The following is a 19667-nucleotide window of genomic DNA, read 5'->3' as shown; positions in this document are numbered from 1 at the left end:
ATTTACTTACGGTCGTGTTTAAAGTACATTAAAGATCCATATAAAATATGGCAAACTCCAAAACCCAAAGCCCAAAAATACAAACCATAACCAACAAATTGGGTAGATATTAAACCAATAGCAATTATTGTAATACCTAAATAACGTACACCGCCTAAGGTATATTTACTAGCATTAACACAGGCTAACCCGTAAAAAATAAGGGTAGCAGGAGCTACAATTTTTATGTATTCGTATTGTATTAATACCAAACAGAAAAGTCCGCCTACTACAAGCGGTAATAAAAAGTTTAGTAGCAAACGTTTGCTAGATACGTCCCACATTTTTTCACCACTTCTTTTGGCTTTAAAATAAGTTAATATAGTTCCTGTAATTAAGGCTAAAACCATAACAATCAAGGCAATAATAAGTAAACTATCTAATGCTCCAAACGTCATAAAAAAACGTTTTAATTCGCTAGGTTCTGTTTTAATGGGGTGTATAATATTATGAGCCAAATATGCCCCAATTAAGGCATATACACCTGCTAATATTCCAGATAGTCCGCTTAAAGACATAAAACGAGACGACTTGCTCATCATATTTTTAATCTCAGAAATGTCGTCTAAGTATTTTTTAGAATCCATATTTAAAGTACTTTGAAAAACAAAGTAAACTAAAATAAATCAATTTTGCAATAGCCTTTTTTAAATTTATATATTTAAAATATGAAACCAGCAGAAGAGTATATATACAATGCACCAGAAAATTACAGAGTTATTTTAATGCATTTACAGGCAGTTATAGTTCGTACACTGCCTAGTGTAGACTTAAAATTTAAGTATAGTTTACCTTATTTTTATATTGATGACAAACCGTTTTGTCATTTAAACTGTAATAAAAACTACGTAGACTTAGTTTTTAAAAACGGGCAACATTTAACAAAATATACAGAGCTACTGGTTGTTGATGGACGTAAAAAAATGAAATCTTTACGCTACACTTCTTTAGATGAGGTAAATAACACTGTATTAGAAACAGTTTTAAGTGATGCTTATACTGTTAGAAACGAGAAGTTCTAAATCTACTTTTAAAAACTAAGCAAAAGAAAAGGCAACTGGTTAGAGTTGCCTTATTGATAACTAAATGTAAATGGTTACGAGTTTAGTAAGTCAATCTTTAATGATAATTCTTTTACTAATTTATCTGTACTACCACTATAGCCTACAGATACAAATTTTATATTTCCGTCAGGGCCAATAATTACCTTAGTTGGTATACCATTAACCTCAAAATTAGATGCTACTTCGTAAGCTCTACTACCTTCTTTTACAGGATTGTCTATTACAACATTAAAACTGTAGTTGTTATTTTTTACAAAGTCGCCTGCTAGTTTGGTTCTTGTATCAAAATCTCCACTTTCCATAGTGTCTACAAATAAGAAAACAACCTTGTCATTATCTTTATACTTATTTACAGCCTGTTGCATTCCTGGGAAAGAAGCTTTACAAGGTCCACACCATGTAGCCCAAAAATCTAATATTACTGTTTTACCTTTTAAAGCAGCAAGTTCTACGGTTTCTCCTTTTGTATTTTTTAATTTAAAGTTTTTAGGCTTTTTATCAATCATTTCTTCTTTGGTTTTAGCAACCAACTTGTCATAACCAACTTTTTCTAGAGACTCAAAATTTTCTGTAAAACCATCTTCAGAACCATTTTTTGCTACATATGCTTGTTTGTAATAGTCATTAATTTTAGCAGTAGTGTTTCCTTCTTTAATAAATAATGCAGCTTCTTTTAAAATAGCATCGTGTTTTTTATCAGAATTTAAAAACATAACATAACGCTCATTTAATTGTGGGTCTTTTCCATCTGCAACAGCTTCTTTTTGGTATGCAATTGCTTCTGCAATTTCGCCTTGTTTATACTTAATTAAAGCATAAGTGTCTGCATACATATTGTAAGTACTTGTCATATTATCTATGTACTGAGATTTTGTAATGTAAACAGGCTTATCAACCGGATTATTAATTGCATGCTTTGTTATGTCTAAAGATTTTTTAGATATTTCTGACGCAAATTCTAAATTTTCACCTTTCTCTGCATAGTTCCAAGCAAGAGTATTATATGCGCTTGGCAACATACTTTTATCAGATACTTGATCCATAATTTCTGCATACTCTTCTTTTTTTCCGTTTTCTATAGCAGCTGATGCAAGTCTTGTAGCTACAACATCTTTTAACCTGCTTTTTGCTTCAAACTTAGTTTTAAACTCTTCAAACAATTCCTTTTTTTTATCGTAGTCTTGTTCATTATAAAAAGTAGACCAAGCTTTTTGTTGCGCCATAGTCCCTGTAGGAAACTTTTCTTCCATTACAATTTGTAGAGAATCTATTTTTTCTTTTTTCTCAATGGTCTGGTATAAAGACACTAGATTTTTATATTCTAATTCAGATAAATCTGTTTTACTGTTGTAATAAGCTACTCTAGAATTAATGTAGTCTTTTGCACCAGCTTTATCTTTAGCTATATAAGTTCTAGGAAAAACCATATCCCAGTCTTTTTGTAAATCTTTATTAGAAAGCAGGTCTGACTTTATCTTTTCAAAAGCAATCTTTTCATCAACCTTTAAACCAAGATTATTACCCATCCTTAACTGGTAATTAGCCAAACCAGCTATTGCACCTGGAATTGTATCTCCGGTAGAAGTAGTAAGTGGAAAAAGATATCCCTTATCATTGTTAGTGTCAAATTCTTTTTTATTCTTAAAGTTTAGAGCTACGGCAGTAGCAGAGTCTGGTATAACTATGGTAGATTTGTATAGACTATCTGCTTTATTTAGCGTAATATCTACAGGGTAGGTTTTAGAGCCTACAGTGTAATAATAAAAAGCACTAATATCTTCTTCATTAGCATCTGTTGTGTATTTAAGATCTAGTGAGTCACCAGGTTTTAGCGTAGCTTTAGAAATGTATAAAGAGCCAATAGTAACTCCATTTTCTTTAGATTTTTCTTTACAAGAGAAACTAAGCACAACAAGTGCTAATGCAAATAAACATTTTATGATTTTCATCCTTTATCTAATTTTTGATTGAAAGATAAAAGTATTGGATTTGTAAGAAAATAACTAGTTAAATCTGAAATATTTATGATTTTTTTTATCGAATTAACATTAAGTTATGCTTTTTTTAAAACGATTAAAGAATTGTTTTGAGCATTAGTTACTTGTTTAAATAATTCTTTTAATGAAAAATATTCATTGGGACTGTACTGTTCTTTATTTATTATTAATTTAAAAGATACTGTAATTAAGTTAGATTTTGAGTTGACCAACATTTGCAATCTGCCTCCTTTGTTAGGTAGAGATAAGTTAATATTTTTTGGTATTTCTTCAATGGTATATTCTGTTGGAATAGTTATTTTGGCCGCATATGTATAAGTACGTTTAAATCCAAAATCTACTGGATATTTACGCTCTTCGGCAGTAAAAGGGTTAGTAGAGTCAAAAGACTTAACTAAAAACGGGTTTATGTATAATGTATTTTGGTCTAGTATGGTGTTATTAGTGTATGAGAAATTTTCAACAGTACGTTTTTCATTGCTTTGTTCTTCAACTAAATTATATTCGTCAATTTCCGCACTAGCTCCAATCTCTTTTTCCTTATCGTTTAAATAATCATCTTCTGTAGTACTATTTAAAACTTTTTTTCTTTCAATAGCTAAATAACCACTATTCATTTCATTGTAGGAACCTGTAATTTTATGACTTTCTGGATCTAATGCTAAGTTAGCTAAAACATAAAGTTGATTATCTTCTTCTGGCGTAATAGTTTCCCAGTAACTATCGTTTTTAAAATCCATTACTCTACCTTGGTAGTTTAATGCTCTGTAAGGTAGCATACCAAATGGCATTAACTTGTCAGATGCATCTAGTAAATAAGTTTTACCTCCAATTACTGTTTTGGCTATAACATAATTAAAATCAGATATTACGGGGTGCGATTTTTTTGGTAATCCATTACTTCTGGTAGATAGTAGCACTAAATCTGTTTTTAAACCAGCACTGTTAAGTAAGTTTATTAGAGATATATTTATTTCACCTATATTTCCCGTTTTATTATCAAAAGCACTTTTTACTCTAATGTCTCTGTAAATACCATACTTGTTATTCCAAGTAAACCTATCTTTAACAAAATTAAAAATGTTTTTAGCTCTGGTTAAAGAGTCACCCTCTGTTAATAGTGATTCTGGTACATTTTTTTCAAAAAAACCTTTTTTAGTTAATTGCCTACCTATGTTTTTATCTTTTTTAAATTCTTTGTCTACATCTTCCCAACTTGCTGTGTAATTATGAACTTTACCTATGTTAAAACTCACGGTAGAAGCTAATTCAAAATCTATTCTAGAAAGATAATTAAGAGGTGATAGAGTGAATTCTTCATCTAGATCAAAGGCTGGGATATCATTTATAGCATATTTTAAAACTTCACATTCTGCAGCATAAGCAAATCCAACATTAAAACAATTCTTTTCTTTTTTAGATTCGTTAATATCTAACTTTAAAAAACCTATTAAACTTCTGTTATATTTATAGTTTCCGGGTATTTTAGCATTAAATTCACTATATATTTTTGGAATATTACTCTGAAACTCCCATCCTTTAAAATTATAAATAAATGGAGACAATAAAGTATATTCATACTCTATAATACTACCAACTTTTACATTAGGGAAAGCAAATTTTACCGCACCTAAATTTAGTCCGATACCAACTCGGTAGATATCACTTTGAGATAGATTATTTTGAGAATCTTTATTGTGAGTAATTGCGTTTATATCAAAAACTATTTCAGAAATTTTTTCAGTAGATTTAAATGGTATAATAATATTAGCATTACCAAGACCTTCTTTTTTTAAAATTTTAATTTTTACATAATATTTTTTTTCGATTAAAATTTTGTTATCAATTACTAAGAATTGATTATTCCCTTTTTCATAAAGTACAACAGCATTAGCTGTACTATCTTTTTCGTAAACAGTAAAGTTTTTATCAAAATCAGATAATTGTCCAAATGTGTAACTTTCTTGCGCAACAAGTTGTGTAGTGCTTATTAAAGCAATACAAAATAATACGATGTTTTTAAACATTGGTTTGGTAAGTTTGATTGGTTTTTTGATTGATGAATTGATGTTCTATTTTAAACTATTTACAGTTTTTCTAATAGCAACAAGGTTTGTTAGTACGCGCTCTAAATGGTCTAGGTGTAACATATTTGCGCCATCACTTTTAGCATTAGCTGGGTCAAAATGTGTTTCCATAAAAATACCATCTGCACCAGTTACAATACCAGCTCTAGCAATGGTCTCTATCATATCTGGTCTACCACCTGTAACACCAGAAGATTGGTTTGGCTGTTGTAAAGAGTGTGTTACATCTAATACAACAGGTGCATATTGCTTCATAGTTGGTATGCCTCTAAAATCTACAATCATATCTTGGTAGCCAAACATAGTACCACGGTCTGTAACCATAACTTGCTGGTTGTTGCTATCTGTAACCTTAGTAACGGCGTGTTGCATACTTTCTGGACTCATAAATTGTCCTTTTTTAAGATTCACAACTTTACCTGTATTTGCAGCAGCTACAACTAAATCTGTTTGTCTAACTAAAAAAGCAGGTATTTGTAAGATATCTACATATTCTGCAGCTTTTTCAGCATCAGATACTTCATGAATATCTGTAACAGTAGGAACATTAAAGGTTTCAGAAACTTTTCTAAGAATTTTAAGTGCTTTGTCATCGCCAATACCTGTAAAAGAATCTACTCTACTACGGTTTGCTTTTTTAAAACTTCCCTTAAAAACATAAGGAATTTCTAACTTATCTGTAATTGTAATTATTTTTTCTGCAATGCGCAAAGCCATATCTTCTCCTTCTATAGCGCAAGGGCCTGATAGTAAGAAAAAATTGTCGCTTTTTGTGTGTTTTATTTGAGGTATAAGATCTAAGTTCATCTGTGTTCTAAATTTGTAATTGCAAAGATAGTAGTTTTTACCAGTATTTTACATTTTGTAAACAAGCTCTAAATCAGTATAATAAGAAATTGTAATCTTTTGCTTTTGAGTAAAAAAAATAGAGTATCTTTGCGCGCGCATTTAGGAAGGTAAATGCATTTAAAAATCAGTTATGTCAACAACAAAGAACATTGCAATTATTGCCCACGTAGATCACGGGAAAACGACCTTGGTAGATAAAATTATGTACCACTGTCAGTTATTTAGAGAAAACCAAAACACAGGTGATCTTATATTAGATAACAACGATTTAGAACGCGAACGCGGAATAACAATCGTATCTAAAAACGTTTCTGTAGTCTATAAAGACACAAAAATTAACATTATAGATACTCCTGGTCACGCCGATTTTGGTGGAGAGGTAGAGCGAGTATTAAATATGGCAGATGGAGTTTTACTTTTAGTAGATGCTTTTGAAGGACCTATGCCACAAACTCGTTTTGTATTGCAAAAAGCAATTGACCTTGGTTTAAAACCTTGTGTTGTTGTTAATAAGGTTGATAAAGAAAACTGTACGCCAGAAGAGGTACACGAAAAAGTTTTTGACTTAATGTTTGAGTTAGGAGCAGAGGAGTGGCAGTTAGATTTTCCAACAGTATACGGTTCAGCTAAAAATAACTGGATGAGTGACGACTGGAAAAACGAAACAGAAAACATAGAGCCATTATTAGATATGGTTATAGAGCATATTCCAACTTTTGAACCAAAAGAAGGAAATACTCAAATGCTTATTACTTCTTTAGATTATTCTTCATTTACAGGTAGAATTGCTATTGGAAGATTACAACGTGGTGGCTTAAAAGAAGGTCAGCAAATTTCTTTAGTAAAAAGAGATGGTACTATTACTAAATCTAAAATTAAAGAACTTTATACTTTTGAAGGTCTTGGAAGATTAAGAGTAGAGGAAGTTAATACAGGAGACATTTGTGCTATTGTAGGTTTAGAAGGATTTGAAATTGGTGATACTGTTGCCGATATTGAAAACCCTGAAAAATTAGAGAGTATTGCTATTGATGAGCCAACAATGAGTATGTTGTTTACAATTAACGATTCTCCTTTCTTTGGTAAAGATGGTAAGTTTGTTACTTCTCGTCATATTAAAGACCGTTTAGAGCGCGAGCTAGAAAAAAACTTAGCATTACGTGTAAACGAAACTGATAGTGCTGATAAATTTTTAGTATTTGGACGTGGTGTATTACACTTGTCTGTACTTATAGAAACAATGCGTAGAGAAGGTTATGAGCTACAAATTGGACAGCCACAAGTTATTATTAAAGAAATTGATGGTGTTAAATGTGAGCCTGTAGAAAGTTTAACTATAGATTTACCAGAGGCTGTATCTGGTAAGGCTGTAGAAATGGTTTCTATGCGTAAAGGTGAAATGACTAGTATGGAAGCAAAAGGAGAGCGTATGGTATGCGAGTTCTTAATTCCTTCTCGTGGTATTATTGGTCTTAGAAACCAATTATTAACTGCTACTGCTGGTGAGGCTATTATGGCACACCGTTTCTTAGAGTACCAACCAATGCGTGGAGATATTCCTCAACGTCAAAATGGTTCTCTAGTTTCTATGGAAACAGGAAAAGCAATTCCTTATTCTATAGATAAATTACAAGACAGAGGTAAGTTCTTTGTAGATCCAGGTGAAGATATTTACGAGGGTCAAGTAATTGGAGAAAACTCTAGAGGTGATGATATGACAGTTAACATTACTAAAACTAAAAAGTTATCTAATGTACGTTCTTCAGGAGCAGATGATAAAGCTAAAATTGTACCAGCTATTAAATTCTCTTTAGAAGAAGCTTTAGAATATATACAAAAAGATGAGTACGTAGAGGTAACTCCTGCGCACTTAAGATTACGTAAAATTTACTTAACAGAAAATGAACGTAAGCGTAATAAAATAGCTTAATTAATTAAGTTTATACTATAAAAATCCCAAGGCGTAAGTCTTGGGATTTTTTTTATTTAATTTTGAAATGTTCTGTAAGTTAAAACGACTACTAGATATTAACACATAAATATAGATGAGAATGAAAATAATAGTAAAACTTGTAAGTTTATTTGCAATAGTAAGTTTTGTTGCCTGTAAGGAAACAGATAAAAAACAAGCCGATAAAAATACAGTAGAACAAACAAAAGAGTTAGGGTATCAAATCCCAAATTCTTGGATAGAAAAAAGAGTTACTGCTGCCAATAAAAGGCTAAATGCTACAGAGGCGGGTAAAGTTTTATGGAGTGCAATTGAGGCACACGGCGGATTAAAAAAATGGTATTCTAATGGATATTTATCTTTTAGGTTTAATTACCAACCATTAAACGGTAAAGGCATAAGAGATTCTTACCAAACAATAGATACTTGGAACAATAAAGCAAGACACAATAGTATAACAGACAAAAACGATATTTTTGGTTGGGACGGTAAAGAGTCTTGGATTAAAGCAAAAGACAGTACTTCTTTTAAGTATGATACTAAGTTTTGGGCGCTAACTCCAATATACTTTTCTGGTCAGCCATTTGTTTTTGATGGTAAAGGTGTAAACCTAGAGTTGTTGCCACAAGTAACTTTTAAAGGGAAAACAGAAAATGTAGTTAAAGTTACTTATGACGGTGGCGTTGGTTCTGCTCCAGATGATTATTATATTATGTATATAAACGCAGAAACTAATTTATTAGATGCTTTTAAATATATTGTTTCTTATCCAGAGTATTTTCCTAACGGCGGACACGCTCCTGAAAAAATTACAGTAACGCAAGGAACAACAACTGTAAATGGTATTGTGTTTGCTAAAGGATTTAAAACCTACTGGTCTGATGAAGAAAAGGAAAACGGGTTAGGAGAATATATTACTAATATAGATGTTAGTGATATTAGTTTTTCTGATGAAGTAGAAGAAAATTATTTTTCTAAACCAGAAGGAGCAAAAATTTTAAAATAGTATATAAATTGAAGTTGTAATACAAGAAAAAGCCTTCATCTATAATAAGATGAAGGCTTTTTTTATTTTTTTAATGTGGCAGATGCTGCGCCTATAATTCCGGCGTGGTTTTCTAATACGGCAGGTATTACTGGAGTGTTAATTTTTATGTACTTACTAAATTTTTCAAATTCTTTAGATATGCCACCACCTATAACAATGGTGTCTGGTGCAACTAATAACTCTACATACTCTAAAAAAGTATTTACACGTTTTCCCCATTTTTTAAATGAAAGATCTTCTCGTTGTCTAGCAGAATCAGCAGCCCAAAGTTCTATTTTTTTATGCTTTTTGTAAGGTATTTGACCTAACTCAAAATTAGGAATAAGTTGGCCATCTAAATAAGCGCTACTACCTAAACCGGTTCCAATGGTAATCATTACAACAAAACCTTTAAGATCTTTACCTACACCATAATTCATTTCTGCGTGGCAAGCCGCATCTGCATCATTAATTACTGTAAACGGCAAGCCTGTAGTTTCTGTAAACAAAGCAGTAACATCTTTATTAACCCATTTACTATGTAAATTTCCAGGTGTTTTGCAAACACCACCTTTAATTAAAGTAGGAAAACCACAGCCAACAGGACCATCATAATTAAAATGCTTTATAATTTTATGTACAACTTTAGCCATTTCTTTTGGCTTTTTTGTAGGCGGAGTAGGAACTCTAAAACGGTCTGTAATTTTTTCTCCTGTCTTAACATTTACAAGCGCTCCTTTAATTCCAGAACCACCAATATCTATACCTAGAACTTCCATTTAGTAGCTTTATAGTTAGATTAACAAAGTAACAAAAAAACTTTAAAGAGTATCTATTAAATAAATCTATGTATTATTTAATAGGTTTTTACATATCATTAAAATAATAGTAGATTCTTATAAATTGCTATTAGTGAGTGATTTAAATATTAATACTTTTAAAATACTCAAAAGTCTACAATTAATTATTAGATACAGGTTTTAAGTCTATTTTAGATCTATACCAGTTGTTTCTGTATATTTGTAAGAAAAATATTCACAAATGTTTAGATTAAATTTAAAGTATTTAGCTGTATTAATGGTTTTTAGTGGTTTATCATGTAGTAGTTCTAGTGATGATGATACTGTTAATAGTGCTGTAGGAAAAGCCATTGTTTTAGAGGCTCCATTTTTTGTAGATGATAATAATCCTGTTCCTTCTGGAAAAAAATGGACTAAAATAGAAAACGTTTCAGATGAGTTTAATAATAATAACTTTGATGAAGTTAAATGGGTAAATACCAGTACGCGCTGGATAGGAAGAGCTCCAGGAATTTTTAAAGCAAATACTGTATCACAAGCTGAGGGTAATTTAATGCTTACGCCATATGAGTTAAATGAGCCAGAAGTGGTTAATGGAGATACTTTTACTCATGCAGGTTCTAATATCTACTCTAAAAATGCAGTGCAGGTTGGTACTTATGTAGAGTGTAGTATGAAAGCAAATAAAACTTTTATGTCTTCTACATTTTGGTTAATTAATGTTGTTGGAGAGGGAGAAGGATGTGACAAGAGGGTAACAGAATTGGATATACAAGAATGTGTTGGGCAAATTACAGGAACAGCAAATTTTGCTAAAACTTTTGATGAAACAATGCATTCAAATACGCACAGTAGAAATACTAACTGTGAAGAAACTCCAGTTGGATCTGAAGGAAATAATATAACTACAGGTGAAAAGGTTTGGGAAGATTACCATATTTATGGTGCTTGGTGGAAGAGTCCTACAGAAATAGAGTTTTATCTTGATGGTAAAAAAGTTTATACTGTAACTCCTAAAGCTGAGTTTAGTTTGCAAATGTACTTAAGATTGGTAGTAGAAACTTATGACTGGAATCCTGTTCCTGAAGATGGAGGAATGACAGCAAGTAAATCTGATAGAACAACGTATTATGATTGGGTTAGATCTTGGGAATTAAAAGATAATTAACCTTTAAATAATTGAAATTTAAAAAGCCCTTTACTGTTGTAAAGGGCTTTTTAAGTTAGTTAAACTGTAGTAACTTTTTATTAATTAATGTTTCCCATTTTTTTGCTAACTGTAGTTCCCCTGTTAGTTGCATTTTTAAGTCGGAATCATACACATGAAATAAAGCTTCTGGGTTGTTATTAAAACGAGGAATAAATTTTAAATATAAACCTTGTATTATATACTCTTTTCTATCCTTATTAGTATTTATGGTTTTACTTTTTGTGCCTATTTTGCAGGTTTTAATACCTTCTAAGTTTACTATTCCCTCGTTTATTACTCCTTCTTCATTTTTGTAATAGAAAACCCTATTTTGTTTATGGTCAATACCAATAATAAAGTTGGCGCTTATTTCATAATCATTAATTGTACAGTTGTCTCTATTTGCTACTTCTTGTAGTGCTGCTAGCATTTTTTTCTCTTTCTTTTTTCGTGCTTTAGCTATTAATATAAAAGGTAATATGCATACTATTACTATTATAATTGCTATTATATCTGTTCCTAAATCCATTATGTAATTTTTTAAAGTTGATGTAAATAAAAGTGTGGCTATGTGTATATACAGAGCCTTTTGTTAAATTGGTTTTACTGCGGTTGCAATAAAAAATGTATCAACTTAATTACAAGAAATAATGAAAAGGAAATATGAGTTTTAACTTTTTAAATTGTACTAAAAAGTTAATATAAGTACTGTAATAATTAGAATTTAGCGATAATATACTGTGCTGACTAGCAGAGGTATTTGAGGCTATAAAATTCTTAAATATATCTTTTAATGTAGAAGGAAAATTGCTGTTATTACTAGGAATGTCAACAATGTTTTCGGTTTGTGAAGTCTGCGTAAAGAAGTTGTTAGATGCATTGTATGAAAACTGAACTTCTTTTGCTGTAGAAATTTCTTCTACATTATAAGACGCAAGAGATTGTGTTACAACACCTATTGCTAAGCAATACAATGTAGTAAGTAAAAGTGCGCCTATAAATTTTACTGTTTTTTTCACGCCGCAAATGTACTTTAATCTATAAATAAGTAAATGTTAATTTATATTAAAGTTACTTGTTAAGGCAGTTTTTTACATTTTCTATAGCTTCTTGTTTATCTGCAAGTACCACTAAAATGTCTTTATCTTCAATAACAGTAGATCCGTTTGGTGTTACATATTTGTTATCTCTACGTATCATTGCTATAATTGCGTGCTTAGGAAAACCTAGATCTACAATTTTTTTATTTACAGCATAGCAATTAGCAGTGACAGAAATTTCTTTAATTAATGCTTTTGGGTTGTCTTCCATTAGAAGATCTGTAGCACTTAGTTTTTTTTCTTCATTAGGTAATGCTACGTTTAACCATTTAGCCATTACAGACAGTGTTGTACCTTGTATTAATACAGAAGAAACTGAAATGAAAAATACGATGTTAAACATCATATCTGCTTTATCTATACCAGCTAATAAAGGATATGTAGCAAATACAATTGGTACTGCACCACGTAAACCAACCCAAGAAATATAAAAACGACGTCTAAATTTCATTTTAAAAAAGAGTAGACTTAGAAATACACTTACAGGGCGTGCTACTAAAATTAAGAATAAAGATATAAGTATTCCAATACCAAAAACAGGAACAATTTTAGAAGGGAAAACGAGCAAGCCAAGCGTTAAGAATAATACAATTTGCATTAACCAAGCTAAACCATCGTACATTTTTAAAATGGTTTTTTTATGAATTAAATCTTGATTGCCTAAATAAACAGCACAAATATAAATTGCTAAAAAACCATTACCACCAACAAAGTCTGTTGCAGAAAATGTAATAAACATTAATGCAATTACCAGCACTGGGTAAAGGCCTTCAAAATCTAGTTTAATTTTATTTATAATGTACTTGCTAAGTTTACCAAAACCAAAACCTGCTATTGCACCAAATGCCATTTGTTGTATAAACATTGGTATGATAGAGAATATACTTTGGTCCTGATTTATTACTAGTGTTAAAAAGGCAAGTGTTAGTACATATGCCATAGGGTCATTACTACCGCTTTCTAACTCTAAAGTTGGCCTTAAATTATTTTTTAATGCTAAGTTTTTAGATCTTAATATAGAAAATACTGCTGCAGCATCTGTAGAAGATACAATAGAGCCAAGTAGCATACTTTCATAAATGGTAAAATCTGTAATGTAAAATACAAAAGTCCCTATTGTAACCGCGGTTAATAGTACACCTATGGTAGAGAGTACAATACCTTCTTTGAGTATTGGTTTTACAGTGTTCCAGTTTGTATCTAATCCACCAGAAAAAAGAATAAAATTTAAAGATACTATACCTATAAATTGTGCAAGTTTAGGATCATCAAACTTAATGCCTCCAATACCATCAGAACCAGCTAGCATTCCAATTACCAAAAATAAAAGTAATGTTGGTACTCCAAATTTATAAGATGTTTTACCTACTATTATACTAATAAAAAGTAAAATAGAGCCAACTAAAACAATATTTTCTATAGTTAAATTCATATAGGAGTTAATTTTTATAAGCCTACAAAAATAATGGTAAATATTTTATTAAAATATGTATTTATGTTAATGTATTACAAGGAAGTTTAGAATTTTGTGTTGGCCTTTTTTATGCTTTCTATTTCTCTGTTTTTTTATAAATCCATTCTAAAACAAAGCATAAAGCTATTATACTTAAAGACACAATTACTCCTAAAATATTAGAGGTATACTGTTGTTGTAATAAAGTAAAAGTAGCTATTATACAAAGTGCAAAACCAATTAATGGAATACTTTTCTTAGAACCTGTTTCTTTTGCTCTTCTGTAACCAGCTAAATTAACAATGCCAAATATTACTAAAAAACCAACACTGCCAGCTGTAGAAATACTCTCTAAGTCTAATACATTTACTAAAACTAATGTTGCTAAAGCTGTAATTAATAGTCCTATAGGTTGATTCCATAATTTAGATAAAAAATTATGAGGAAGCTCATCATCCTGAGCAATTTCAAAATTAACACGACTGCCACCATACAATGAAGCATTAATAGCTGAAAAAGTAGAAATTAAAGCAGCTATTGTAATAATTGAAAATCCAATTTTACCAAGCATTGGCTCTGCAGCTTCAGCCAAAACATAATCTTTTGCAATTGCAATTTTAGAAAAGGGTAGGGAGCCAACAGTAACAAAAGCAATAATTATATAAAGGATTATTACAAAAATTACAGAGTAGTAATAGGCCTTAGGAATGTTTTTTTCTGGATTTATAATGTCAGGTGCGGCATTTGCTATAAGTTCAAAACCTTCGTAAGCAACAAAAATAACCATACCACCAGCAAATAGTTTAACAGGATTTTCCCATTGGGATATTGCTAGTTGTGATAGGTTAGGATTGCCAAATAAACCATAAGCGCCAACAAAAATAAAAGAGATTAATATTACCAGTTTTATAATTACTGCGTAAGATTCTATTTTACCCACAACCGTAATGCTGTAGTAATTTATAACGGTAGCTAAAATAATAATACCACTAGCATAAATATGAAAATCTAATGTTTTATGTGTTGTAATTTCTAGTAAGTTAGGGGCATAAGAGCCAAAAGCACTAGCGTATAAGGATAGCATAATAATATAGCTAACCCAAAGTAAATTATTTATGGCACCACTAAATATAGAAACTCCAAAGCCTTTGTTTATAAACTTTACAGTGCCACCTCTGTCTGGGTAGGTTTTAGAAAGTTTAACGTAACTATAAGATGTTATAAGAGCTAACATACCTGCAAATAAAAATGCTATTGGTGTACCACCTTTTGCAAGGGAAACTGCAAGTCCTAACACTGCAAAAATACCACCGCCAACCATACCACCTATACCAATAGATATGGCATCTCGTAATTTTATTTTAGAATTTTGGTTTGTCATTTATACAAGTTTAGTTTTACTCGCATAAAGATAAAAAAACCATTTTAGCTGATTGTTTTATTCGCTTTTTAAAAGCTTCCACCACTTTTTCTTTTGTGGAGTTAAATCTACTCTGGTGTTTAAAAAGTCAAAATATTTCTTGTCTTCCTGCATAAAAATAGGTTTACCTTTTATGGCATAGGCTCTATTAAGTTCGCATTCTGCTCTGTATTTGTTTCCAATTTCTAATTGGCATTGTCCCAATCTTAAATGTATAAAAGGGTTGCCAATAGCATCAGGACAGTGCATAGCGTCAGATAAGTTTTTTACGCCAGCTTTATAATCTTTATTAACAAAGTTAATATCGCCAATAGAAGCCAAAACCCAAGTGCTTGTTTCCCATTTTGTTTTAGGCTCTGGTATTAGATCATAAGCAAGCCAATATTTTTGTAATGCATTGGTGTATTCTTCTTTTTCTATAAGCAAATCTGCTGTCTTAGATAATTGTAAAATTTGCATGTAAATTTTCTCGTCCAATTCCTTCATTTGGGTTTTTTAAGAGCAAAATTTACATCCTTTTTTAATGATATAAGTTGTTTATTTTTAAAGCATTGATAACTTAATGTTTAATTAACTTTTTACAGTTTAAAGGTTAACTCTTTGTAATTTATTTTAGGCTATTAATCATTTTTTTAAAGTGAGGATAATAGATGCGTCCCCACATTGGGTTTTTATCAAATTGATGTACTTCTTTGGTATCTGGATTAAAAATTACTGGAATTGTGAATCCTGCCCATTTTTTACCATTCTTTAATTTTTTGCAATATTCTTTTGCATCTTCGTCAATATTATTAGAAATTAATATTGATACAACACCAATTGCAGACTGCAAACCTCTTGGCCAGCCAGTATAATTTTTCTTTGTAAAATTAAATGATTCTGTTAAGTGTTGGTCTACTATTGTAGAGGTGATTTTTTCATCTTTAAAATCTGTAACCACAATAAACGTATTAAGTTGTGTTGCCATCCAACTCAGTTTAAATTTTTTCTCGTAGCCAATAACACTTCTTTTGTCTAGTATATTATCATCAGAATGATAAATTCCTTGTGAATTTAATCTTTGTTTAATAGTATCTGTATTCATGGTAAAAAAGGTTTAGTTGTTTTTTTATTTTAATACTCCAAAACTAATAGACTAATAAAAATAAATACTCCCTGTTTTCCGTGAAATGACTGTTTTACAGTTTTTTAAAATTAATTATTATTGTTTTTCTGCTAATTCTTTAAGTATAGAAATAGCTTTTTTAGCATCGTTTTTATCTACAAATATGTGATCATGATAATATGCAGCAATTACATTACAGCTTATATTGTGTTTAGTAAGTTCTGTAGAAAAAGCTGCTGTTAGCCCTACGGCTTCTAATGATGAGTGTATGGTAAGTGTAATCCAACTTGCAATAAAACTATAAGTAAACCCTTGTTCGTCAGCATAGCTTTTTGTAGTAACAATAGTAATACCTTCTGCTTCTTTAAATTCGCAAATTATGTTTTTACGATTTAGCGAGCTACTGTCTTTTATAGTGCAAAAAACGTATTCTCCTTTGTTAAGTTTAGGAGTCATACCTTTTAGTAATTCTGATAAATTAGTTTTTCCAGACATTTTTTTCTTTTTTAATTAATGTGTCACGGCTTTTAGTCCAATAATAGACCCAACAAGTGTAGTTATAAAAAATATTCTCCAGAAATTGGCAGGATCTTTAAAAACAAAAATACCTACAAGTACTGTGCCTACAGCTCCAATGCCAGTCCATACAGCATAACCAGTGCCAATAGGTATGGTTTGCATTGCTTTTATTAATAAAATAAAACTAACTGCAGAACATATAAAAAAGCCTGTGTACCATAAGTACATATCAGTTCCTGTTGCCTCTTTAGCTTTGCTTAAGCAGAAGGCAAAAGCAACTTCAAACAGACCTGCAATTAGTAAAATTACCCAATTCATAGTTTTTCTTTTTTATAAAGGTCTAACAACGTAATTAGATAAAATTTTACAAATGATAAAAAATGAAACTATTTTATGCTAGCTCTAATTCTGCTTAAACTAACTTGTGTAATACCTAAGTATGATGCTATATGTCCTAACTGAACTCTTTTAATTAAGTCGCTATTATTTTTTAATAAATCTTGATAGCGTTCTGTAGCGGTTCTAAATTGTCTAGATATTAAGCGTTCTTCAGTTTTAATTAGTTCTTGTTCTGCAAATTTACGACCCCAATTGGCAATGTGTATATCATCAAAAAAAAGTTGTTTTAATTTACTGGTTTCAAGCTTATATAAATCACAATCTTCAAGCAATTCAATTTTCTCATAGCCTTTTTTGTTTTCAATATAGCTACGCATAGATATTATGGTTTCAGATTCTTTACCAAACCAAAAGGTAACTTCTGTTGTGTCAAAATCAGAATATGCTCTAACAATTCCTTTTTTAATAATATATATATTGCGCTCTACAATATTGTCTTTTATAATTAAATGTGTTTTTGGGTATGACACCTCTACTGTATTGTCTTTAATTTTAGCTAAAGAGGCTTGTGGTAGTGTATAAACATTGTTAAGTATTGTATCTATTGTCATTTTAAAAAGTATGCTTTTAAATATAAGTTAAAAGGTAACCTAAAATAGATCTTCCCAAAACAATATAAGCACTATTAATTTTTTAAAACAGAAAAACAAGTACTAAACTTAAAAATAGCGATAAGTGTAGTGCGCCAATCTTTAGCAGTCAACCTATAGCAGTCTTTCTATTTTAGTATTTTAACAGGTTTTTTATTCTCATCAATAGCAACAAAAGTAAATTCGCCAGACACAGCTTTTTCTCTGTAGTTAGAGTACATTTCTTCTATATAAATATCTACCCTAACTTTTAAACTTGTATTACCAACGTGAGTAACGTAACCAGATAATTCTGCAATGGTACCAGCCGGAATTGGCATTTTAAAATCTATTTTATCACTACTAACAGTTACCATTTGTTGCCTGCTAAATCTTGTAGCGCAAATAAAAGCAGTCTCGTCCATAAGTTGCATTGCAGTACCACCAAAAAGAGTGTCATAATGGTTAGTAGTATTAGGGAAAACGGCTTTAAAAATTGTAGTTACAGATTTTTCAATTCTTTCTTCTAAAGTCATAAGAGTAGATTTATTTAGGTGTAAAATATGTGGTAAAAATACTACTTAAAATTGATTGAAAATAGAAATGAAAGCAAGAGTTTACGCTTGTGTAAAAACGGCAGTTATTAAAAATGCCTCGTATGGTGATACTAAGTCTTTTATACGATTAGCAAAGTAAGGAGAAACTACTTCTTCTCTGTGTAAATCCCATAAATTTGTATGGCTACCACATTTTGGTTCTTTGTCTCTATTGTCATTATAGCTTATGCACAACTCAATTAATAATTTAAAAAATAGGTTTATAGTAGGTGTTAGTTGTATAAAATTGCCTTCTATATCTGTAACGTAAATGGGAGTGTGTTCTTGTGTAGTATCTGCCCATATTTTTTTAGATGATGCATTAAAAGAATGTCCTATTACAACCTTGCCATCTTTCCAAGGATTGTGTTTTTTAGTCATAGCTGCTCCTTTTCCAAAAATATGCAACTTTGGGTGTAAGCTAAAAAAGGTGTTTATATGTATGTGTGGTAAAATTAAAAGTGTACTATAATTGGTGTATAAAAAACTTAGTTCTGCAGAAAGTACTTTCTCTTTTACGTGAGTTATTGGTGTTTGGTTCTCTCTAGTTAAAAAGTCGTTTTTACTCCCAAATTTAGTGGTACGTAATATACTTTGAAAATCTTTTAAGGTGTTAGAAAATTCTTCAAGACTATTCTTCATACTTCAATTACTAATAACATTTTAGCTAATGTAATTGTTTTTAAGGGCTAATTTTTATTGATTTTGTAATCGTTTACAATTAATTTATATCCGTTTTTATAGCAAAACCTGACATAGTTGCTGATTTCATTTTTTTAAATTTATATTTTTTTAGCATTTACCTAACTCCCTATAGTACTACTTATAAAGGGCTGTAGCGTTTTTTTCTTTTTTTTAGTTTGATAAAAATAGTGTTTATACCCTTTTATGTCAGGTTTTTATTCCTTTGGCTTGGTTTTAGTGCTTTTATAACCCTAAGTTTAAAATAAAATATAGGCTGCGTAAAAATTATGCAAAGGATATTTTAAAAATTGAAAAATACAATATGAGTATAGTTAAGGAAAACAACACGGTTAAAGTAAATTACACAGGGAAGTTGGCAGACGGACAAGTTTTTGATACTTCTGAAGGTAGAGAGCCGCTAGAGTTTACTTTAGGACAAGGACAATTAATACCTGGTTTTGAAAAAGGTGTTATAGATATGAAGCTAAACGAAAAAAAGACTATTACTATTGCTAAAGAAGAAGCATATGGTGAGGTTAATGAAGCTTTAATACAAGAAGTAAAAAAATCTGAATTACCACAAGATATGGAGCCTAAAGTAGGTATGGGATTAGTTTCTAAAGCTCCAGATGGTAGAGAAATGAACTTAATGGTAGTAGAAGTTAAAGAAGAGTCTATTGTTATAGATGGTAACCATCCTTTAGCAGGTAAAGACCTTATTTTTGATCTAGAAGTTTTAGAGATTAAATAAGCATCTCTCTTTATAAAATAAAAACCCGATAAACACTATTAAAGTTTATCGGGTTTTTTATTAAAAAA

General features: G+C 30.5%; 21 protein-coding genes. 5 read left to right on the top strand and 16 right to left on the bottom strand.

Annotated features, from left to right (window positions below):
- Positions 1-2: 2 nt before the first annotated feature.
- On the bottom strand, positions 3-626 hold the full coding sequence (locus tag Q4487_RS05050) for a hypothetical protein (RefSeq protein ID WP_303541187.1): 624 nt from the start codon (positions 624-626) through the stop codon (positions 3-5).
- An 81-nt stretch (positions 627-707) separates the two neighbouring features.
- On the opposite strand from Q4487_RS05050, the gene Q4487_RS05045 reads away from it, so the two are divergent.
- Positions 708-1061: a DUF1801 domain-containing protein gene (locus tag Q4487_RS05045; protein WP_303541189.1), complete on the top strand. Its 354-nt coding sequence runs from the start codon at positions 708-710 to the stop codon at positions 1059-1061.
- A gap of 74 nt (positions 1062-1135) precedes the next feature.
- On the opposite strand, the gene Q4487_RS05040 is transcribed toward Q4487_RS05045, so the two are convergent.
- The 3 genes from Q4487_RS05040 to kdsA form a co-directional block, all read right to left on the bottom strand.
- Positions 1136-3052, bottom strand: coding sequence for a TlpA disulfide reductase family protein (locus Q4487_RS05040; protein WP_303541191.1), 1917 nt, complete (start codon positions 3050-3052; stop codon positions 1136-1138).
- Positions 3053-3156: 104 nt separating this feature from the next.
- On the bottom strand, positions 3157-5127 hold the full coding sequence (locus Q4487_RS05035; RefSeq protein WP_303541193.1) for a DUF3858 domain-containing protein: 1971 nt from the start codon (positions 5125-5127) through the stop codon (positions 3157-3159).
- 45 nt (positions 5128-5172) lie between these two features.
- The gene (kdsA, locus tag Q4487_RS05030) at positions 5173-5994 is read right to left on the bottom strand and encodes a 3-deoxy-8-phosphooctulonate synthase (protein ID WP_303541195.1); all 822 of its coding nucleotides are present in this window, start codon (positions 5992-5994) and stop codon (positions 5173-5175) included.
- A gap of 172 nt (positions 5995-6166) precedes the next feature.
- Here kdsA and typA point away from each other — a divergent pair, with 172 nt between their 5' ends.
- Together typA and Q4487_RS05020 are read left to right on the top strand one after the other, a co-directional pair.
- Positions 6167-7966, top strand: coding sequence for a translational GTPase TypA (typA, locus tag Q4487_RS05025; protein ID WP_100896618.1), 1800 nt, complete (start codon positions 6167-6169; stop codon positions 7964-7966).
- 121 nt (positions 7967-8087) lie between these two features.
- Positions 8088-8993, top strand: coding sequence for a DUF6503 family protein (locus tag Q4487_RS05020; protein ID WP_303541198.1), 906 nt, complete (start codon positions 8088-8090; stop codon positions 8991-8993).
- A 62-nt stretch (positions 8994-9055) separates the two neighbouring features.
- Here the strand turns inward: Q4487_RS05020 and ppgK are convergent, their stop codons facing one another.
- On the bottom strand, positions 9056-9793 hold the full coding sequence (ppgK, locus tag Q4487_RS05015; RefSeq protein WP_100896616.1) for a polyphosphate--glucose phosphotransferase: 738 nt from the start codon (positions 9791-9793) through the stop codon (positions 9056-9058).
- A 262-nt stretch (positions 9794-10055) separates the two neighbouring features.
- Here ppgK and Q4487_RS05010 point away from each other — a divergent pair, with 262 nt between their 5' ends.
- Positions 10056-10982, top strand: coding sequence for a family 16 glycosylhydrolase (locus Q4487_RS05010; protein ID WP_303541202.1), 927 nt, complete (start codon positions 10056-10058; stop codon positions 10980-10982).
- Positions 10983-11037: 55 nt separating this feature from the next.
- On the opposite strand, the gene Q4487_RS05005 is transcribed toward Q4487_RS05010, so the two are convergent.
- From Q4487_RS05005 to Q4487_RS04955, 11 genes are all read right to left on the bottom strand, one after another.
- A complete protein-coding gene (locus Q4487_RS05005) occupies positions 11038-11532 on the bottom strand; it encodes a hypothetical protein (protein ID WP_303541204.1) in 495 nt (164 codons plus the stop codon).
- 109 nt (positions 11533-11641) lie between these two features.
- Positions 11642-12022 carry a hypothetical protein gene (locus Q4487_RS05000; RefSeq protein WP_100896613.1) on the bottom strand — a complete coding sequence of 127 codons (381 nt, stop codon included), beginning with the start codon at positions 12020-12022 and terminating at the stop codon, positions 11642-11644.
- Between the two features lie 52 nt (positions 12023-12074).
- On the bottom strand, positions 12075-13535 hold the full coding sequence (locus Q4487_RS04995) for a potassium/proton antiporter (RefSeq protein ID WP_303541208.1): 1461 nt from the start codon (positions 13533-13535) through the stop codon (positions 12075-12077).
- 118 nt (positions 13536-13653) lie between these two features.
- A complete protein-coding gene (locus Q4487_RS04990) occupies positions 13654-14937 on the bottom strand; it encodes an APC family permease (protein ID WP_303541210.1) in 1284 nt (427 codons plus the stop codon).
- Positions 14938-14994: 57 nt separating this feature from the next.
- The gene (locus Q4487_RS04985; RefSeq protein WP_100896610.1) at positions 14995-15462 is read right to left on the bottom strand and encodes a hypothetical protein; all 468 of its coding nucleotides are present in this window, start codon (positions 15460-15462) and stop codon (positions 14995-14997) included.
- Positions 15463-15583: 121 nt separating this feature from the next.
- Positions 15584-16060: a hypothetical protein gene (locus Q4487_RS04980; RefSeq protein ID WP_303541213.1), complete on the bottom strand. Its 477-nt coding sequence runs from the start codon at positions 16058-16060 to the stop codon at positions 15584-15586.
- A gap of 117 nt (positions 16061-16177) precedes the next feature.
- Complete coding sequence (locus Q4487_RS04975; protein ID WP_303541215.1) at positions 16178-16576, bottom strand: ACT domain-containing protein; 399 nt, start codon at positions 16574-16576, stop codon at positions 16178-16180.
- A gap of 15 nt (positions 16577-16591) precedes the next feature.
- Positions 16592-16918 carry a multidrug efflux SMR transporter gene (locus tag Q4487_RS04970; protein ID WP_303541217.1) on the bottom strand — a complete coding sequence of 109 codons (327 nt, stop codon included), beginning with the start codon at positions 16916-16918 and terminating at the stop codon, positions 16592-16594.
- A gap of 68 nt (positions 16919-16986) precedes the next feature.
- The gene (locus tag Q4487_RS04965) at positions 16987-17550 is read right to left on the bottom strand and encodes a Crp/Fnr family transcriptional regulator (RefSeq protein ID WP_303541219.1); all 564 of its coding nucleotides are present in this window, start codon (positions 17548-17550) and stop codon (positions 16987-16989) included.
- 167 nt (positions 17551-17717) lie between these two features.
- Positions 17718-18104 (bottom strand): acyl-CoA thioesterase, encoded by a 387-nt coding sequence (locus tag Q4487_RS04960; protein WP_303541221.1) that lies wholly within the window; start codon positions 18102-18104, stop codon positions 17718-17720.
- Between the two features lie 81 nt (positions 18105-18185).
- Positions 18186-18806, bottom strand: a complete 621-nt coding sequence (locus tag Q4487_RS04955) for a hypothetical protein (protein ID WP_303541223.1) — start codon at positions 18804-18806, stop codon at positions 18186-18188.
- 364 nt (positions 18807-19170) lie between these two features.
- Between Q4487_RS04955 and Q4487_RS04950 the strand changes: the two genes are divergently transcribed.
- Positions 19171-19599 carry a peptidylprolyl isomerase gene (locus Q4487_RS04950; RefSeq protein ID WP_100896603.1) on the top strand — a complete coding sequence of 143 codons (429 nt, stop codon included), beginning with the start codon at positions 19171-19173 and terminating at the stop codon, positions 19597-19599.
- Positions 19600-19667: the final 68 nt, after the last annotated feature.

Source organism: Cellulophaga sp. 3_MG-2023, from assembly GCF_030546975.1.
Taxonomy (GTDB): Bacteria; Bacteroidota; Bacteroidia; order Flavobacteriales; family Flavobacteriaceae; genus Cellulophaga.
Note: the sequence above shows the minus strand (reverse complement) of the source record. Positions and strands in the feature narration are given on the sequence as shown.

What these genes read in the sequence shown, in the direction of transcription:
- Q4487_RS05050 (WP_303541187.1), bottom strand. Translation starts at nt 626, where the DNA reads ATGGATTCTAAAAAATACTTAGACGACATTTCTGAGATTAAAAATATG.
- Q4487_RS05045 (WP_303541189.1), top strand. Translation starts at nt 708, where the DNA reads ATGAAACCAGCAGAAGAGTATATATACAATGCACCAGAAAATTACAGA.
- Q4487_RS05040 (WP_303541191.1), bottom strand. Translation starts at nt 3,052, where the DNA reads ATGAAAATCATAAAATGTTTATTTGCATTAGCACTTGTTGTGCTTAGT.
- Q4487_RS05035 (WP_303541193.1), bottom strand. Translation starts at nt 5,127, where the DNA reads ATGTTTAAAAACATCGTATTATTTTGTATTGCTTTAATAAGCACTACA.
- kdsA (WP_303541195.1), bottom strand. Translation starts at nt 5,994, where the DNA reads ATGAACTTAGATCTTATACCTCAAATAAAACACACAAAAAGCGACAAT.
- typA (WP_100896618.1), top strand. Translation starts at nt 6,167, where the DNA reads ATGTCAACAACAAAGAACATTGCAATTATTGCCCACGTAGATCACGGG.
- Q4487_RS05020 (WP_303541198.1), top strand. Translation starts at nt 8,088, where the DNA reads ATGAAAATAATAGTAAAACTTGTAAGTTTATTTGCAATAGTAAGTTTT.
- ppgK (WP_100896616.1), bottom strand. Translation starts at nt 9,793, where the DNA reads ATGGAAGTTCTAGGTATAGATATTGGTGGTTCTGGAATTAAAGGAGCG.
- Q4487_RS05010 (WP_303541202.1), top strand. Translation starts at nt 10,056, where the DNA reads ATGTTTAGATTAAATTTAAAGTATTTAGCTGTATTAATGGTTTTTAGT.
- Q4487_RS05005 (WP_303541204.1), bottom strand. Translation starts at nt 11,532, where the DNA reads ATGGATTTAGGAACAGATATAATAGCAATTATAATAGTAATAGTATGC.
- Q4487_RS04995 (WP_303541208.1), bottom strand. Translation starts at nt 13,535, where the DNA reads ATGAATTTAACTATAGAAAATATTGTTTTAGTTGGCTCTATTTTACTT.
- Q4487_RS04990 (WP_303541210.1), bottom strand. Translation starts at nt 14,937, where the DNA reads ATGACAAACCAAAATTCTAAAATAAAATTACGAGATGCCATATCTATT.
- Q4487_RS04985 (WP_100896610.1), bottom strand. Translation starts at nt 15,462, where the DNA reads ATGAAGGAATTGGACGAGAAAATTTACATGCAAATTTTACAATTATCT.
- Q4487_RS04980 (WP_303541213.1), bottom strand. Translation starts at nt 16,060, where the DNA reads ATGAATACAGATACTATTAAACAAAGATTAAATTCACAAGGAATTTAT.
- Q4487_RS04975 (WP_303541215.1), bottom strand. Translation starts at nt 16,576, where the DNA reads ATGTCTGGAAAAACTAATTTATCAGAATTACTAAAAGGTATGACTCCT.
- Q4487_RS04970 (WP_303541217.1), bottom strand. Translation starts at nt 16,918, where the DNA reads ATGAATTGGGTAATTTTACTAATTGCAGGTCTGTTTGAAGTTGCTTTT.
- Q4487_RS04965 (WP_303541219.1), bottom strand. Translation starts at nt 17,550, where the DNA reads ATGACAATAGATACAATACTTAACAATGTTTATACACTACCACAAGCC.
- Q4487_RS04960 (WP_303541221.1), bottom strand. Translation starts at nt 18,104, where the DNA reads ATGACTTTAGAAGAAAGAATTGAAAAATCTGTAACTACAATTTTTAAA.
- Q4487_RS04955 (WP_303541223.1), bottom strand. Translation starts at nt 18,806, where the DNA reads ATGAAGAATAGTCTTGAAGAATTTTCTAACACCTTAAAAGATTTTCAA.
- Q4487_RS04950 (WP_100896603.1), top strand. Translation starts at nt 19,171, where the DNA reads ATGAGTATAGTTAAGGAAAACAACACGGTTAAAGTAAATTACACAGGG.